At 60.7% G+C, this 15,832-nt stretch carries 13 protein-coding genes; 11 read left to right on the top strand and 2 right to left on the bottom strand.

Annotated features, from left to right (window positions below; translation table 11 throughout):
* The first annotated feature begins 419 nt into the window (after positions 1 to 419).
* From AB5750_RS07035 to AB5750_RS07015, 5 genes are all read left to right on the top strand, one after another.
* The gene (locus AB5750_RS07035) at positions 420 to 1,337 is read left to right on the top strand and encodes a class C sortase (RefSeq protein ID WP_368146088.1); all 918 of its coding nucleotides are present in this window, start codon (positions 420 to 422) and stop codon (positions 1,335 to 1,337) included.
* Positions 1,338 to 1,662: 325 nt separating this feature from the next.
* Positions 1,663 to 1,974: an Asp-tRNA(Asn)/Glu-tRNA(Gln) amidotransferase subunit GatC gene (gene gatC, locus AB5750_RS07030; RefSeq protein WP_055287082.1), complete on the top strand. Its 312-nt coding sequence runs from the start codon at positions 1,663 to 1,665 to the stop codon at positions 1,972 to 1,974.
* Positions 1,974 to 3,488, top strand: a complete 1,515-nt coding sequence (gene gatA / locus AB5750_RS07025; protein ID WP_368146089.1) for an Asp-tRNA(Asn)/Glu-tRNA(Gln) amidotransferase subunit GatA — start codon at positions 1,974 to 1,976, stop codon at positions 3,486 to 3,488. Before gatC ends, gatA begins: the two co-directional genes overlap by 1 nt.
* A complete protein-coding gene (gene gatB, locus AB5750_RS07020) occupies positions 3,488 to 5,164 on the top strand; it encodes an Asp-tRNA(Asn)/Glu-tRNA(Gln) amidotransferase subunit GatB (RefSeq protein WP_368146091.1) in 1,677 nt (558 codons plus the stop codon). Before gatA ends, gatB begins: the two co-directional genes overlap by 1 nt.
* 349 nt (positions 5,165 to 5,513) lie before the next feature.
* Positions 5,514 to 6,878, top strand: coding sequence for an ATP-binding protein (locus AB5750_RS07015; protein ID WP_368146092.1), 1,365 nt, complete (start codon positions 5,514 to 5,516; stop codon positions 6,876 to 6,878).
* Between the two features lie 65 nt (positions 6,879 to 6,943).
* On the opposite strand, the gene AB5750_RS07010 is transcribed toward AB5750_RS07015, so the two are convergent.
* Entirely contained in the window at positions 6,944 to 7,942 is a 999-nt protein-coding gene (locus AB5750_RS07010) for a helix-turn-helix domain-containing protein (RefSeq protein WP_368146102.1), read from the bottom strand.
* Between the two features lie 120 nt (positions 7,943 to 8,062).
* Here AB5750_RS07010 and AB5750_RS07005 point away from each other — a divergent pair, with 120 nt between their 5' ends.
* The 6 genes from AB5750_RS07005 to AB5750_RS06980 all read left to right on the top strand — a co-directional run bounded on the left by AB5750_RS07005 (position 8,063) and on the right by AB5750_RS06980 (position 15,175).
* Complete coding sequence (locus tag AB5750_RS07005; RefSeq protein WP_368146093.1) at positions 8,063 to 9,889, top strand: ABC transporter ATP-binding protein; 1,827 nt, start codon at positions 8,063 to 8,065, stop codon at positions 9,887 to 9,889.
* Complete coding sequence (locus tag AB5750_RS07000; protein ID WP_368146094.1) at positions 9,890 to 11,647, top strand: ABC transporter ATP-binding protein; 1,758 nt, start codon at positions 9,890 to 9,892, stop codon at positions 11,645 to 11,647. It begins immediately after the preceding gene.
* A gap of 180 nt (positions 11,648 to 11,827) precedes the next feature.
* Positions 11,828 to 12,073, top strand: coding sequence for a DUF6110 family protein (locus AB5750_RS06995; protein ID WP_022094642.1), 246 nt, complete (start codon positions 11,828 to 11,830; stop codon positions 12,071 to 12,073).
* 78 nt (positions 12,074 to 12,151) lie between these two features.
* The gene (locus AB5750_RS06990) at positions 12,152 to 14,167 is read left to right on the top strand and encodes a heavy metal translocating P-type ATPase (RefSeq protein ID WP_368146095.1); all 2,016 of its coding nucleotides are present in this window, start codon (positions 12,152 to 12,154) and stop codon (positions 14,165 to 14,167) included.
* A 142-nt stretch (positions 14,168 to 14,309) separates the two neighbouring features.
* Complete coding sequence (locus tag AB5750_RS06985; RefSeq protein WP_368146096.1) at positions 14,310 to 14,663, top strand: hypothetical protein; 354 nt, start codon at positions 14,310 to 14,312, stop codon at positions 14,661 to 14,663.
* A gap of 20 nt (positions 14,664 to 14,683) precedes the next feature.
* Positions 14,684 to 15,175 (top strand): type II toxin-antitoxin system VapC family toxin, encoded by a 492-nt coding sequence (locus tag AB5750_RS06980; protein WP_368146098.1) that lies wholly within the window; start codon positions 14,684 to 14,686, stop codon positions 15,173 to 15,175.
* A gap of 58 nt (positions 15,176 to 15,233) precedes the next feature.
* On the opposite strand, the gene AB5750_RS06975 is transcribed toward AB5750_RS06980, so the two are convergent.
* Positions 15,234 to 15,668 (bottom strand): hypothetical protein, encoded by a 435-nt coding sequence (locus AB5750_RS06975; protein WP_368146100.1) that lies wholly within the window; start codon positions 15,666 to 15,668, stop codon positions 15,234 to 15,236.
* Positions 15,669 to 15,832 lie beyond the last annotated feature (164 nt).

Here is a 15,832-nt window from a genome sequence, read left to right as displayed (position 1 = left end):
CGCAGCCAGCCTCCATCGTCCGATGCGGGCACGTTCGTCATCGCGTTTCTTGACTCGTATGAGGTTCGGTTTAAGGTCCGTAGGCGCACGCGCGGTGCGGACGGTAGAAGGCATTTGCGCCGCAACAAGCGCAAATAAGAATGCCCGGGGTTAGAGGCCCGGGCATTTAACAACGTCGGAAACTGGTCGCCCGCGCTTTCGAACACTTACGCGGGGTGCGTCGTTTCCTGTAGTTATTGTATCCTGAATCGCCCCGCCGATTCAGGATATTTTGAAAACGCAAATGCGGGCCCATACTCGCGCTGCGCAATGCTGCCAGGCTGCGTTGTCCGGCGCATGAGCTCGCTAATCGGCTATTATTTGTTTAGACAACTTGAGTTGTAGAGGAGTGACCGGCGATGGTGCAGGGCGCCAAACACATGAAGAGCAATAACGCCGCGGCCAACGGCGGCTCAAGCCCCCAGCCCAAACCTCAACCAAAACCTAAGCGTCGTCGCAAGCGACTGCCGCGCTGGGCCGACCGGCTCATCACCATCGTCATCATCCTTATCGGCATGGGCCTTATGACCTGGCCGTGGATCTTGGACCGGCTCGAAGCCTCGGGCGTGTTCAACCAGATCAGCACGGTGTCCAGCACCGTGGACGCGCTGTCTGCCGAGGAGCGCGAGCGCATCCTGCTCCAGGCGCGCTCCTTTAACGAGCAGCTGGCGGGCGAGGCCACCGAGCTTCCCGCCGACCAGATCGAGTCCTACGCCCAGCAGCTCATTTTTGACCGCGACCCCATGATGAGCTGGGTCGAGATCCCCTCCATCGACGTGAGCATGCCCATCTACCACGGCACGAGTGAAGAAGTCCTTATGGCGGGCGTCGGCCACCTGGAGGGCACGAGCCTGCCGGTGGGCGGCACCTCGACGCATTGCGTGCTCACCGCGCACTCGGGCATGCGCAACCTGAGCATGTTCGACGACATCCATTCGCTGAAGCCCGGCGACCTGGTGTTGCTACACACCATGAACAAGACGCTCGCCTACAAGATGGTGGACTCCGAGGTGGTGCTGCCCGAGGAGATGGAGTCGCTGACCATCGAGCCCGGCGCCGACAAGGTGACGCTCGTCACCTGCACGCCCTATGGCGTGAACGACCATCGCCTGCTGGTGCATTGCGTGCGCACCAAGTACAACAAGAAGGACGTCGACAAGCAAAAGTCGCTGGCCGGCCGCCACTGGGGCAAGCGCGAGTTTGCCGTGCTCATCGTGGTCGTGGCCATTGTGCTGTTGCTGCTGGACATCGTGATCCACGCGATCCGCAAGCGCCGCAAGGCAAAGGCCTCGGCATAAGACATTCTCCAGAACCACCGCAATAGGGACAGGCACCTTTGTGGTGGTCGGGACTTCCAAACCATCACAACATTCGATAAAAATCTCGATTTTGGCGAAAAGCGTCGAATGTTGTGATGGTCTTTGTTGTGGGCGGGACGGTTTTCGTTGCGGGTGACGCGGTTTTCGCTATGAACGGTGCGGTTTTGCTGCAGAATCGCCAGCCCGCCGCCTGCCAGCCGCCGCCCTCGTTACGTTTTCGCTGCATTTGGGTAAAGCGCCTGCTCTAAGCCGGCGTTGCCCTGTATACTAGAGCGGTTTAACTGTTATGCGGAAGGGAGCGCCTATGGCACTCAGCGAGAAAGACGTGCGCGGCATCGCCGAGTACGCAAAGATCGCACTGACCGATGACGAGCTCACCCAGATGACGTCCTACCTGAACGACGCCGTCCAGATGCTCGAGCCCGTCTTGCAATATGACTTGCCCGACGTGGAGCCCACGTTCCATCCCATCGGAAGCCTGTCCAACGTGATGGGCGATGACCTGCGCGAGCCCGAGCGCGACCTGCCGCTCGACGTCGCGCTCGAAAACGCCGGCAGCGCGCGCGACCGCTACTTCCGCGTGCCGTCCATTTTGGGAGAGGGGGAGAGCGAGTAATGGCGCAGAGCTTCGATTCCCTTACCGCCGCCCAGATCGCCGCGGGCGTTTCCGCCGGCGACTTTACCGCTACCGAGGTGGCCCAGGCCTCCCTTGCCGCCATCGAGGCGCGCGAGGGCGGGGTCCAGGCGTTCCTGCAGGTGTCGCCCGAGCTCGCGCTCGAGGCCGCCGCGCGCGTGGATGCCGACCGTGCCGCCGGAAAGCCGCTGCCCCCGCTCGCGGGCGTGCCGTTGGCCATCAAGGACAACATGAACCTCGTGGGCACGCGCACCACCTGCGCTTCCCGCATGCTCGGGGATTACCAGAGCGTCTACACCGCCACCTGCGTCCAGCGCATGCTCGACGCCGGCTGCCTGCCCATGGGCAAGGCCAACATGGACGAGTTCGCCTTTGGTAGCTCTACCGAGAGCTCGGCCTTCCATCGCACCAACAACCCCTGGGATACCGAGCGCGTGCCCGGTGGCTCCTCGGGCGGCTCCGCTGCCGCCGTTGCCGCGGGCGAGGTTGCGCTCTCGCTGGGCTCGGACACCGGTGGCTCCATCCGCCAGCCGGCGGCGCTCTGCGGCGTGGTGGGCCTTAAGCCCACGTACGGCGCCGTGAGCCGTTACGGCGTGGTGGCCTTTGGCTCGTCGCTCGACCAGGTTGGCCCCTTTGGCCGCACGGTCGAGGACGTCGCGCTTGCCATGAACGCGCTTACCGGCGCGGGCCACGATCCGTACGATTGCACCAGCCAGGACTGTGCCGTCGACTTTACCGAGCACCTCAACGACAGCATCGAGGGCAAGCGCGTGGGCATCATCCCTGCGTTTATGGAGGCCGAGGGACTAACGCCCGAGGTCAAGGCCGCTGTTCAGCGCGCCGCGCAGGAGCTGCAGAACCAAGGCGCCGAGCTGGTCGAGGTCGACCTTCCGCACCTGGACGCCGCCATCGCCGCCTACTACGTCATCGGCCCGGCCGAGGCGTTCTCCAACCTGGCCCGCTTCGACGGCATTCGCTACGGCTACCAGGAGGAGGGCTGCGCCAACCTGTCCGACCAGAGCTCGCTCTCGCGTGCCCACGGCTTTGGTGCCGAGGCCAAGCGCCGTCAGATGCTCGGCGCCTACCTGCTGAGCTCGGGCGTGTACGACAAGTATTACTACGCCGCGCAGAAGGCCCGTACGCTTATTACGCAGGACTACGACGCCGCGTATGCCAAGGTGGACACCATCCTCATGCCCGCTTCGCCGCGCACAGCCTTTAAGTTTGGCGAGATCAGCGACCCCACGCAGATGTATCTCTCCGACCTGTACACCATCTCGCTCAACATTTGCGGCAACGGTGGTATCTCGGTGCCGCTGGGCCTGGGCGAGGACAGCAGGCTGCCCGTTTCTGCCCAGCTGGTGGGACCTGCCTTTAAGGACCGTCAGCTGCTCACGTTTGCCCGCGCCCTGGAGCGCGGCTTTGCCGATGCCGCCACGGGTGCGCCCGCGCTTTCCGTCGCGCCCGATTTTGCCGGGAAGGGAGGCGAGCTGTAATGAAGGAGCTTTCCGAGGTCCTGCAGGATTGGGAGGCCGTGATCGGTCTGGAGATCCACACCGAGCTCACCGCACTCGACACCAAGATGTTCTGCAACTGCAAGCTCAGCCACGATGACGAGCCCAACGCCAACGTGTGCCCGGTGTGCCTGGGCCTGCCCGGCGCCCTGCCGGTGCCCAACAAGAAGGCAATCGAGAGCATCGTCAAAGCAGGTCTCGCCACCAACTGCGAGATCCAGCGTCACTCGATGTTCTACCGCAAGCACTACTTCTATCCCGATATGGCCAAGAACTTCCAGACCACGCAGGGTCCGGTTGCCTTTGCCATGTACGGTCACCTGGATCTGGACGTGACCGGTCGCGGTGCCGCCGAGCGCCCCGACTGCGCGTTTGGCGAGGCCGAGGCCCAGAGCCTGGCGAGCGCCTCGGCCAACGCCGAGGGCCTGTCCACGTCCATGACGTCGACCATGCGTGAGGGCAACCAGCGCGCCGGCCACCTGGCCAGCTATGACGCGTCCAACCTGCAGATGCCCGAGCGCCGCGAGGACGGTTCCTACACGGTGCCCATTCGCATCCTGCGCATCCACATGGAGGAGGACGCCGCCAAGATGGTGCACGTGGGCGGCGCCGAGGGCCGCATTACCGCCGCGGCCGAGTCGCTCGTCGACTACAACCGCTGCGGCACGCCGCTGATCGAGCTCGTGACTGAGCCCGATTTGCGTACGCCCGAGGAAGCGCGCCTGTTTATGGAGAAGCTCCGCCGCATCTTTGTGACGCTGGGCATTTCGGACTGCTCCATGGAGAAGGGCTCCATGCGCTGCGACGGCAACGTGTCGCTGCGCCGCCGCGGCGAGACCAAGCTGGGCACCAAGACCGAGCTTAAGAACCTCAACTCGTTTAAGAGCCTGCATGATGGCCTTGCCTACGAGATCTGCCGTCAGGCCGAGGTGCTCGAGGAGGGCGGCATCATCTACCAGGAGACCCGCCACTGGGAGCCCAGCCGCAAGCGCACCGTGGTCATGCGTGTGAAGGAGACGGCCGACGACTATCGTCTGTTCCCCGACCCCGACCTGGCGCCGTTCGACCTGGACGACGAGTTTATCGACCGTTGCCGTGGCGAGATTCCCGAGCTGCCCGATGCCAAGCGCGCCCGTTTTGAGGCCGACTTTGGCATTAAGGCGGCCGATGCCGAGCAGATCGCCGGCGACCCGGAGTTTGCCGAGTTCTTTGAGGCAGCCGCTACCGGCATGGCTGGCAAGGAGGCCCAGACGGTCGCAAACCTGCTGGTGAACGAGATGATCGCCTACCTTAAGGGCGCGGGCGTCTCGCTGGCCGAGTCCGGCATCGCGCCGGCTCAGGTGGCAGCCCTTGCCAAGCTGCTGGCGACCGATGCCATCAGCTCCAACCAGGCGCACGAGGTCTTTGAGGCCATGGCCCAGACCGGCGACGATCCCAACAAGATCGTCGACGAGCGCGGTATGCGTCAGGTGAGCGATGCCGGCGCGCTGCAGCCGATTGTGGACGAGGTGCTGGCAAACTGTGCCGATCAGGCGCAGCAGTATCGTGACGGCAACCAGAAGGTCATCGGCTTTTTGGTGGGCCAGTGCATGAAGGCGAGCCGCGGCAAGGGCAATCCGAAGCTCTTCAACGAGTTGCTGAGAACGTCGCTCTCGTAAGCGGGAACCCGGGAGCCCCGGCAGGGCGGGTGCTTCCTCAAAATTTCAAACAGTCCTGCGCAAGACGAAGGCCACATTAAGTGGCCTTCTTTGCGTGCGGAACTCATTTTGAGCAAGCACCCGCCCTGCCGGGGCTCCCGGGTTCCGTGACGACTCGGCCGTTCGGGTCAGGCGGGCTGATAGAAAGATGGTGACGGAGGCGCAAGTAGCGCCTCCGTCTTTTGAATGTGATGAAAGTGTGGCGAAACGAGCTTAAAACTTCCGTAAATGTGATAAACATCACGTTTTCCATGGGGTAAAATGTGGCAAATATCACGTTTTCGGAAGTTTCTTTGCGGGAGGTTCGGTCATGCAGCGAGATATCATTGCCAAGCTTAACGCTTGGAAAGCGTCGGAATATCGTAAGCCGCTTATCCTTAAGGGGGCGCGCCAGGTTGGAAAGACGTGGGCGCTTAAGGAGTTCGGTCGAACCTCGTACCGCAATTTTGTGTATCTGACGCTCGAGGAACCGTCACCTGGGGTACAGAGCGAGTACGCTCAGTTTTTCGAAGGTACGCGCGATCCTCGGCGGATCATCTCAAACCTTTCCCTGGCACTTGGACAGCCTATCGATCCCGGCGAGACGCTGCTTATTATTGATGAGATCCAGGATTGCCCTTCTGCAGTCGGAGCCCTTAAATACTTCTGTGACGAGGCCCCCGAGTATCACGTCGCATGCGCAGGGTCTTTGTTGGGCGTTCGCTTGTCCCGTGAGACCAGCGCTTTTCCGGTGGGAAAGGTCGAGTTCATGGAGATGCACCCTATGAGCTTTTCCGAGTTTCTGAAAGCCGAGGGCGCTGCAAACTACGACGAATACCTTGGCGGCCTGGATCAGATCGAGACAGTGCCCGATTTCTTCCATATCCGTCTCGTCGAGCATCTTCGTCGTTATTTTGCATGTGGCGGCATGCCAGAGGCTCTTGGTCGGTGGGTGGAGACGGGCGATATCGTTCAGGTCGATAAGGTGTTGTCCGATCTCTTGGATTCCTACGAGCGCGATTTTGCCAAGCATGGTGGCCATGCGCAGTTCGCCAAGCTTTCGCAAATATGGAACTCGATTCCAACTCAGTTGGCGCGCGAGAATAAAAAGTTCGTTTGGGGTGCGGTGCGCGAGGGGGCTCGTGCTCGAGAATACGAGGATGCTCTGGAATGGCTTGCCGATGCTGGGCTCATCACGGCGGTTCGCCTTAATGCTGCCGGTGGCGTGCCGCTCTCTGCATACGATGACCTCAAGGCATTTAAAGTCTACTGTCTTGATGTCGGTTTGCTGCGCCGCATGGCAAGACTGGATGCGTCCGCTTTTGCCATCTCGGATGCGCTATTTTCGGAGTTCAAAGGTTCGTTCGCCGAGAATTATGTGCTTCAGGCATTACTTTCACAGTTAGATGCTGCTCCGCGTTATTGGACAAACGAGAAGCCGAAGCACGAAGTCGATTTTTTGATTCAAGTCGGGAACGAAATCGTGCCCGTCGAGGTCAAATCGGGAGAGGTGGTTCATTCCAAGAGTCTTAAGTACTATGCCGACAAGCATGCGGAGACGACTCCACTGAGGGTCCGCTACTCACTTAAGAACCTAAAGCTCGACGACGGGGTGCTCAACATTCCGTTGTATTTGGCTGATCGATCTGCCCCTCTTATCAAAAAGGCGCTTGATTGTGCACATCTTGACGTTTAGATCCTGGGCGAGCTGATGGGCGGCGGCTAATTAAATCGCTCCGTAACGGCCAGGGAGCTTGGACCTTAGCGGTGCTTGCTTCGCCAAGCCGTGGGTGTCATGCCGGTGTATTGTTTGAACGCTTGGGCGAAGGCCGCCTGTTGGGGATAGCCGAGTCGCTCGGCTACTTGGGCTATCGAAAGGGGGCTGTCGGCCAAAAGGTCCTGCGCGCGTTCCATACGATGCCTCCGCATATAGGAGCCCAGTGATTCGCCCGTCTGGACTTTAAAGGTGGCGCAGAGTTTGGAGCGGCTTGTGTAGAGCCGCTCGGCGACCTCGTCCACGCCGATGCGACGCCCCTCGTCAAGGGCGCGCTCGACAGCCAGGATCGCTTCTTCGACAATGTCCAGAGCGGCCTGTGTCCCTTCGGCCTGACGTGCCTGCTTGTGGGCTGTTCGCGCGTACGCCAGCTCGGCAACCATGGTCTCTACGGTACCCTTCATGTAAAGATGCCCGCCCGTGACACGAGCGCGCGTCTCATCGAGGCGACAGAGTGTCCGATCGATCGCCGATAGCGCTTCTTCGCCCCACGACTCGGCAAAGGCGTCAAAAAGCCCAGCGAATTCGCCGGGGTAGCGGCGTTCGAAATCGTCGAAGTATCTCGGTAGGAATAACACCGAGCGCGAGTGATAGAGCTGTCCGGCGTATAACGGGCTGAGCTCGTTTCCGCAGGTATCCTGGATAAAACTACAAATTGCATTGCTCGGCCACGACCCGCGCAACGGCTTGAGGTTTGCGGGTGTTATGCCTATCTCGGGCATGCAGGTGAGCGTGGCGCTGCTGATTTGGCTCACGCAGGCGTATGGCTCGGGTGTGTATTCGGCCAGGTACATATCGTGCGTCGGGGTGATGAAATGCTCCATGACGATGCAGGCAGGGGAGAGAGGCATAATCCATGCGCGGCCGTGCGCCCGGTCGTTTGCCACCTCGCCGGTAAAGACGGCGCCCTTGCCGGTAAGCTCCAGGCCAAACTGCTCAAATTGCGGTGCGTAGAGCTCGGTTATGTCGGTCGCGGCCCGATGCATTTTCAAAAGCGTCCCCTTCCTTTGCAGAAACGTCCATGCCTGGCTTGATTGTGAGCCATGGCTAACACGTCAATGATAAGTTCATTACGGTTAACTCTCAAGCCGTTAGAAAGGAATCTCATGGCAAAGGGATCAAAAAAGGAAGGTGGCGGTATCGGCGAGCTGCTTGCTTATGCTGGTGACCGCAAATTCCTAACGTATTTGGGCATGGCGCTCTCGGCGCTCTCGCAGCTGCTGAGCTTTGGCCCGTACGTGTGCGTTTGGCTTGTCGCGCGCGATTTGATCGCCGTGGCGCCTAACTGGAGCGAAGCCACCGATATCGCGATGTATGGCTGGTGGGCCGTGGGTTTTGCCCTAGCAAGCATCGTAGCTTATTTCATGGGGCTCATGTGCACGCACCTGTCTGCGTTTCGCTGCGCGTCCAATATCCGCAAGACTACGAGCGAGCACCTGCTTAAGCTGCCGCTTGGCTACTTTGACACACACGCCACCGGTGAGCTGCGTCGTGTTGTAGACGGATGCGCCGCCTCCACCGAGACTTTGCTCGCACACATGCTGCCCGATATCGCAGGCGCCGCTGCCATGGTCGTGGGCTTGCTCGTGCTGCTTTTCGCCCTCGATTGGCGCTTGGGCGCGGCATGCCTCATCTCGGTGGCCATTTCGCTTGGCGCCATGGCCGCCATGATGGGCGGCAAAGGCGCCGAGTTCATGAAGGCCTACATGGGAGCGCTGGTCAAGATGAACAAGACCGGCACCGAATACGTACGCGGCATCCGCGTGGTCAAGGTGTTTCAGCAGACGGTCTACTCCTTTAAGGCCTTCCACGATGCAATCGCCGAATACGCCGACATGGCACAAAACTATGCGGGCACGTTCTGCCGAGGTCCGCAGGTACTCAACCTTACCGCGCTCAATGGTCTTGTGGCATTCCTGTTGCCCGTGGCATTGCTGTTGGCGCCAGGCGAGACGGACTTCGCGCATTTTATGACCAACTTCACGTTTTACGCGATATTTTCGGCCGTGGTACCGACGGCTATGACCAAGCTCATGTTTGTGGGCGAGGCCTCTCAGATGAGTGCCGATTCGCTGGCTCGTATTCGAAGCGTCATGGATTCCAAGCAGCTCTCCGTGCCCGCCCAACCCAAGCACCCTGCCGGCGGCGACGTGCGATTTGAGGACGTGAGCTTTACGTACGAGGGTGCCGAAGCACCCGCCGTTAGCCATGTAAGTTTCAGCGTTCCCGCTGGTGGCACCCTCGCCCTGGTGGGTCCCTCGGGTGGCGGTAAGTCAACCTGCGCAAGCCTGATTCCGCGTTTTTGGGATGTTTCCTCGGGTCGAGTGCTCGTAGGTGGTGTGGACGTTCGCGATATGGATCCGCACGAGCTTATGGACCAGGTCGCCTTCGTGTTCCAGACCAACCAGCTGTTCCGGCAAACACTTGCCGACAACGTACGCGCCTCCAAGCCTACGGCCACTGACGACGAAGTGCGTGCGGCCCTCTCCTCAGCTCAGTGCGACGACATTGTGGCCAAGCTCCCACAGGGCATCAATACCATGCTCGGTGCCGGCGGAGCATATCTTTCGGGCGGCGAGGTCCAGCGCGTGGCCCTCGCCCGCGCGATCCTTAAAGACGCGCCTATCGTGGTGCTCGATGAGGCCACGGCGTTTGCCGATCCCGAGAACGAGGCGCTTATTCAGCGCGCCTTTAGCAAGCTGGCGGCGGGTCGCACGGTCATTATGATTGCGCACCGGCTTTCGACCGTGGTGGGCGCAGACCAAATCGTGGTGCTCAACCAGGGCAGCGTGCAGGAGTCGGGTACCCATGCCGAGTTGCTGTCCCAAAATGGCCTGTATGCCAAGATGTGGGCCGAATACGAGCAGGCCGCGAGCTGGAAGATTACTGCTGCGACCGCGGATGCCGCCGTCACGAAGGGAGGCGAGGCCTAAATGTTCGCCTCATTCCAAAAGAAGTATTTCCTATCCGATAAAGGCGTCGCCGGCGTAAAATGCGGCATTTTCTGGACCACGCTCACTAATCTCATTACCATGGCCGGCATGGGCTTTTTATTCCTGGTCATGGCCGGCTTTGTCGAGCATCTCGCCAGCGGGGCTGACCTGCCGGATGCCCTGCCGATCGTGGGCGGCCTCCTGGTCTTTTTCGTGCTGCTCTTTGCCTCTAACTGGCAGCAGTATTACTACACCTACTGCATCTTTTACGAGGAGTGCGGCAAGCAGCGCATGGAAATTGCCGAGCGCCTGCGCAGGCTGCCGCTATCGTTTTTTGGGCGTCGCGATCTGGCCGATTTAACCGAGACCATCATGGGCGATGTCCAGACCATGGAGCATGCCTACAGCCACGTGTTGGGAGAGCTTTGGGGTGCCATTATCGCAAGCGCTATTGTGTTCGTGGCATCGCTGTTCTTTTGCTGGCAGTTGGCGATAGCGGCGTTTTGGAGCGTTCCCGTGGCCTTTGCCGTGCTGTATCTGACGCGCGGCCCCATGATCCCGGTGTTCGACCATGTGCGTGCCGAGAAGGTCAAGGTTACCGAGGCGATCCAGGAGACGCTCGACTGCGTGCGCGAGATCCGCGCCACCAACCAGGAGGCTCATTATCTTGAGGGGCTCAACGCCGTGATCGATGCCGAGGAGCGCGAGACCACCAGAGGCGAGCTCGCCAATGGGCTTTTGGTCAACTCCGCCTTTGCCATCCTGCGCCTGGGGATTGCCACCACGTTGGTCACGGGCGCTGCGATGGTCGCCTCCGGCCAGGTCGACTTTTTGATGATGTTTGCCTTCCTGCTTATGGTGAGCCGCATCTATGCGCCCTTTGATCAGGCGCTGATGCTGATGTCCGAGCTGTTTGCCGCCGAGTCGTCGGCCAAGCGCATGCGTTCCATCATGGAAGAGCCTGTGGCGCGGGGCAGCGAGAAATTTGAGCCCGTGGGCCACGATGTGGTGTTCGATCACGTGGCATTTGGCTATGGTGCGGGCGAGGATGGCCGCGCCGGCGAGAAAGTTCTTACCGATGTGAGCTTTACCGCCAAGGAAGGCGAGGTCACGGCGCTGGTCGGTCCTTCGGGTTCCGGTAAGTCTACGGTGAGCCGCCTGGCCGCGCGCTTTTGGGATGCCACTGCGGGCAAGGTTGCCGTGGGCAGTGTGGATGTTGCGGGCGTGGATCCCGAGGTGCTGCTGCGCGGCTACGCCATTGTGTTCCAAGACGTGCTGCTCTTTGACGACACGGTGATGGGAAACATCCGCCTCGGGCGTCGTGATGCCACCGATGAGGAAGTGCTTGCGGCCGCGCGTGCCGCCAACTGCGACGAGTTTGTGAGCCGCATGCCGCAGGGCTACGACACCATGATCGGCGAGAACGGCTCCAAGCTGTCCGGCGGCGAGCGCCAGCGCATCTCTATCGCCCGCGCGCTGCTCAAAGATGCGCCCATCGTGCTGTTGGACGAGGCGACGGCGAGCTTGGACGTGGAGAACGAGACCGTGGTGCAACAGGCACTCTCCCGTCTGCTTGCAGGTAAGACGGTTATCGTTATTGCCCACCGTATGCGTACGGTGGAAAATGCCGACAAAATCGTTGTACTCAAGGATGGTGTGGTTGCCGAGCAGGGTACTCCGGCACAGCTCAAGGCGGCAGGTGGAGAATTCGCCCGCATGGTTGCGCTGCAAAAGGAAGCGGCTGCCTGGCAGCTGTAGGAATATGACAAAGGGACTGTCCCTTTGTCATATTGAGTTCACCCCCATAGTTTCCAAAAAGTTAGCCATTGTTGACCAAATAGTTATACTAAACTATTTTCAAAAGCGTGCTCGAGCAAACTAATGAACTCGGGTGCTAAGGCACCATGCCGCGCTTGTGCGGCAAAAGGGAGAAGCAACATGAAGAAGTCGACTTTTAACACCCTGCTTGTCGGTGGCGGTTTTCTGCTTGGTACGGCCGGCATCAAGCTGCTCACCAGCGCTCCGGTAAAGAATGCCTGCGTGCAGGGCATTGCGTGCGGTATGCGCGTCAAGAACTGCTACCAGGACATGGTCGAGCAGGCCAAGGCCAATGTCGACGACATGGTTGCCGAGGCTGCCTACATCACCCAGAGCGAGGCCGCTGCTGACGAGGCAGCCGAGTAACGCTCCCAGGCACAAACTATGAGATTCTCGGTTATTAGCGAGATCCCCGGCAGGACCCGTCTTCAATTGGCGGGTCCTGTGCCAGAGAGCGATCTCGATGCACTTCTTAAGCTCAGCGGCGATATCGACGGCGTGCACAAGGTACGCGTTTATGGCCGTATTGGCCAGATGGCGCTGGAGTACGACGAGCCGCGCCGCGCGAGCGTGCTCGACGCCTTGGGCGCTCTCGATGCCCAGGCCATTGCCGACACAAAGACGGGTTACGTGATGCAGCTTGAGCCACGCAAGCACAAGCTCGTCATGGATCTTGCCACACTTATCGGTGCCCACTACGCGCGCCGCTGGTTCCTGCCTACGCCTCTGCGTGCGGTGTTTGTCGTGGCCGGTTACATGGCATTTTTGCGCGCCGCCCTTCATGAGCTGGCGCAGCCGCGCCTGACCGTTCCTGTGCTCGACGCTTCGGCCATCGGCATTTCGTTCGTCAAGCGTGATGTCGACACCGCGGGCCAGACAATGTTCCTGCTCAACGTGGGCGAGCTGCTCGAGGACTACACCCGCGCCATGAGCGAAAACGAGCTCATCAACTCTCTGCTCGATGTGCCCGACAAGGCGCAAAAGGTCGTCGGCGACACCGAGGTGAGCGTTGCCGCGACCGAGCTTGAGCCCGGCGATTTGGTCGCCGTGCGCACTGGCATGTCCATCTGCATTGACGGTGTGGTCGAACAGGGGAGCGCCATGGTCAACCAGGCGACCCTGACCGGCGAGCCGCTGGCCGTCGAGCGCAGCGTGGGCGACGACGTGTTCGCCGGCACCGTCGTGGAAGACGGCAGCATCTTGGTGCGCGTGCGCGCCAACACGGCTCAGACCAAGCTCCGTTCGATCGTCTCGCTCGTGCAGACGGCCGACTCGCTCAAGTCCGAGGGCCAGTCGCACATGGAGGACCTCGCCAACAAGATCGTCCCGTGGAACTTCCTGCTCGCGGGCCTTGTCGCTCTCACCACGCGTAGCCTCATCAAGACCTCGGCGGCACTGATGGTCGACTACTCGTGCGCACTCAAGCTCACGGGTTCCGTCGCCGTCATGACCGCTATGAGTGATGCCGCCAAGATGGGCGTCATGGTCAAGGGCGCAAAGTACTTTGAGTCGTTTGCCAAGGCCGACACCATTGTGTTTGATAAGACCGGCACGCTGACCGAGGCGCAGCCGCGTCTCGCCTGCGTGCTCACCACCGATGGCTGGAGCGAGGACGAGATCCTGCGCCTTTCCGCTTGCTTGGAGGAGCATTTTCCGCATCCGGTGGCACGCGCCGTGGTCAACGCCGCCCGCGAGCGCGGGCTCGAGCACCGCGAGCGCCATGCTGCCGTCGAGTACATCGTGGCGCACGGCATCGCTTCGTCCATCGAAGGGCGTCGCGCCATCATCGGTTCCGCGCACTTTGTATTTGAGGATGAGGGCGCGCAGCTCGAGTCCGACATTAAGGAGCGCATCGAGTCCCAGATGCAGGGCTTGTCGCCGCTGTACCTGGCGGTCGACGGTACGGTCGTTGGCGTGCTCGGTATCGAGGACCCGCTCAAACCCGGCGTGCGCGAGGCCATCGCCGACTTGCACGCGTTGGGCGTTAAGCACGTGGTCATGCTCACGGGCGACTCGGAGCGCACGGCCGAGCGCATCGCGCGCGAGGCGGGTGTCGACGAGTTTAAGGCCGAGCTGCTGCCCGAGGACAAATACGCGTATGTGGAGCGCATTAAGAGCGAGGGGCGCCACGTTGCCATGGTGGGCGACGGCGTCAACGACTCACCGGCGCTGGGCCTGGCCGACGTGGGCCTGGCCATGGGTGGCGGAAGCGACATCGCCAAGGAGGTCGCCGATATCATCCTGACCGATACGGATCTTGCCGCAATCGTGCGCCTGCGCCGCATGAGTCAGGGCCTCGTTGATCGTCTGACGAGCTCCTACTCTAAGGTGATGCTCACCAATTCGGCGCTGTTGGCATTGGGTATTACCGGCATGATCACTCCGCAGACGTCGTCACTGCTGCACAACGGCTCAACGATCGCCTACAGCCTGGGCAACGCAAAGGCGTACCTGCGTTAACAGACGTGTTCACCCACGTTATCTGGCCTGCGCCCAGACGGCATCGGTGTCGTCCGGGCGCAGGCCTTTTGCATTTGACCATGTGCTAGCTTCTTTATATATTGGTGCTAGCAGGGCTAGCAACTGAAGGGAGCGGGTCAACGTGGGTGCTGTTAGCGGCATGGCGCAGGTGAATGTTCGCGTAGATCGCTCGGTTAAAGAGCGCGCCGAGGAAGCGCTGCGGCTTTCGGGCGGAACGCTGCCCGAACTCATCAAAAAGGTCGTGGCCAAGGTTGCGCAGGGTGGTGGACAGTGTGAGGAAGTGCTGTCTGCCGTTGATGGCCGGCAGCAGTCCGTCGCGCCCGATACTCCGTTCGCCGCGTCGTGGGCAGCGGCAGACCGGCTTTATGCAGATTTGGGCATCGCTACGTCGCCCGTATCCGACGATCGCGATTGGGACGCAATCTATTCCGACGCCATGGATGAGCATTATCGCCAAAAGGGGATGATCCTGTGAGCGGGGCTCCCCTCAAAATAATGGTGGACGCCAACGTATGGGTTGATTCGTTTTGCGCCGACCATGCCGAGTCGATTGCCGCGCGTGCGTTTATTGGGCAGGCGACGGAGGCGGGGGCATTGCTGTTCTTTCCGGTGCATATCGCCAAGGACGTACTGTATGTTGTACAGCACGAACTGAAGCGCAGCGTTCTTGCCAGCGGGGGAGCGCTCGGCGAGGCTTCTGCCCGCGCGATTGGCGATGCGGCGCTGGCGTTTGTTCGGAACATGACCGAAAACGCCACGGCCGTGGGTGCAGATGCGTCGGACCTTTGGCTGGCCGACAAATACTTAGCGCTCCATCGCGATTACGAGGACAACTTGGTACTCGCCGCATGCAAACGCGCCCAGGTTGATTACTTGGTGACCAACGATCGAAAACTGCTCGAACATGCCGATCTTGCAGCAAAGACACCTCGTCAAATGATGCCGATTCTTGCTTTGGCCAAACGCGGCGGCACGGCTATCGGTTGACGTGAGCTGTTCGCGGGCCCCTTGGACGACGATGCGCCAAGGGGCCCGCGTCTGCTATTTACAAAAGCTCGGCCTTGATGGTGGGACTTTCTGCGAGCTGCTCGGCTGCCTTTTCGTTGGAGCTGTCGAGCGCTGCCAGACTGCGGTAGACCCACTCGTTGACCTGGGTGTTCTTGACGCCTGCGCTCTGCATAAGGGCGCCTACCTCGCGGATTGCTGCGAACAGATCTGCCTTGGGACCCGCGAGCTCGACCTCGATACCGTGGTAGGCGGCCACGCCGCGGTTCTCACTCACGTGGTCGATAAAGCCCTCGACGGTCTCAAGCTGCTGAGTGAGAGCTGCATCATCGTCAACGTCCAGCGCGACGAGTGCGTTCGATACCGTGAGGGCGGGATGTCCGCAGGGGACAAAGCCCTCGATGACATCCATAGCTTCGGTAATGGTTGAGCCCAGGCCTGCGAGGGCATTGACGAGTTGCTGCTTGGTATCCATAACGGTCCTTTCGACGGGTCAATTCTGCTTGGCGAAAATATACGTGACGCGATCGGTAGCAAAAATGCGAAGTCGTGCGCACATTGAGGGGTTGATTTCCGATCTCAGCCGAACACATTAGGCGGACAGGCCGTTCCCGCAGCTAGCCGAACGCCCCCGAGGCC

It is taken from the genome of Collinsella aerofaciens, from assembly GCF_040926185.1.
Classification (GTDB): domain Bacteria; phylum Actinomycetota; class Coriobacteriia; order Coriobacteriales; family Coriobacteriaceae; genus Collinsella; species Collinsella aerofaciens_BC.
The sequence above is the reverse complement of the archived record's forward strand: the minus strand, read 5'-3'. Positions and strand labels throughout refer to the sequence as shown.

What these genes read in the sequence shown, in the direction of transcription:
- AB5750_RS07000 (WP_368146094.1), top strand. Translation starts at nt 9,890, where the DNA reads ATGTTCGCCTCATTCCAAAAGAAGTATTTCCTATCCGATAAAGGCGTC.
- gatC (WP_055287082.1), top strand. Translation starts at nt 1,663, where the DNA reads ATGGCACTCAGCGAGAAAGACGTGCGCGGCATCGCCGAGTACGCAAAG.
- gatB (WP_368146091.1), top strand. Translation starts at nt 3,488, where the DNA reads ATGAAGGAGCTTTCCGAGGTCCTGCAGGATTGGGAGGCCGTGATCGGT.
- AB5750_RS06975 (WP_368146100.1), bottom strand. Translation starts at nt 15,668, where the DNA reads ATGGATACCAAGCAGCAACTCGTCAATGCCCTCGCAGGCCTGGGCTCA.
- AB5750_RS07035 (WP_368146088.1), top strand. Translation starts at nt 420, where the DNA reads ATGAAGAGCAATAACGCCGCGGCCAACGGCGGCTCAAGCCCCCAGCCC.
- AB5750_RS07010 (WP_368146102.1), bottom strand. Translation starts at nt 7,942, where the DNA reads ATGCATCGGGCCGCGACCGACATAACCGAGCTCTACGCACCGCAATTT.
- AB5750_RS06980 (WP_368146098.1), top strand. Translation starts at nt 14,684, where the DNA reads ATGGTGGACGCCAACGTATGGGTTGATTCGTTTTGCGCCGACCATGCC.
- gatA (WP_368146089.1), top strand. Translation starts at nt 1,974, where the DNA reads ATGGCGCAGAGCTTCGATTCCCTTACCGCCGCCCAGATCGCCGCGGGC.
- AB5750_RS06995 (WP_022094642.1), top strand. Translation starts at nt 11,828, where the DNA reads ATGAAGAAGTCGACTTTTAACACCCTGCTTGTCGGTGGCGGTTTTCTG.
- AB5750_RS07005 (WP_368146093.1), top strand. Translation starts at nt 8,063, where the DNA reads ATGGCAAAGGGATCAAAAAAGGAAGGTGGCGGTATCGGCGAGCTGCTT.
- AB5750_RS07015 (WP_368146092.1), top strand. Translation starts at nt 5,514, where the DNA reads ATGCAGCGAGATATCATTGCCAAGCTTAACGCTTGGAAAGCGTCGGAA.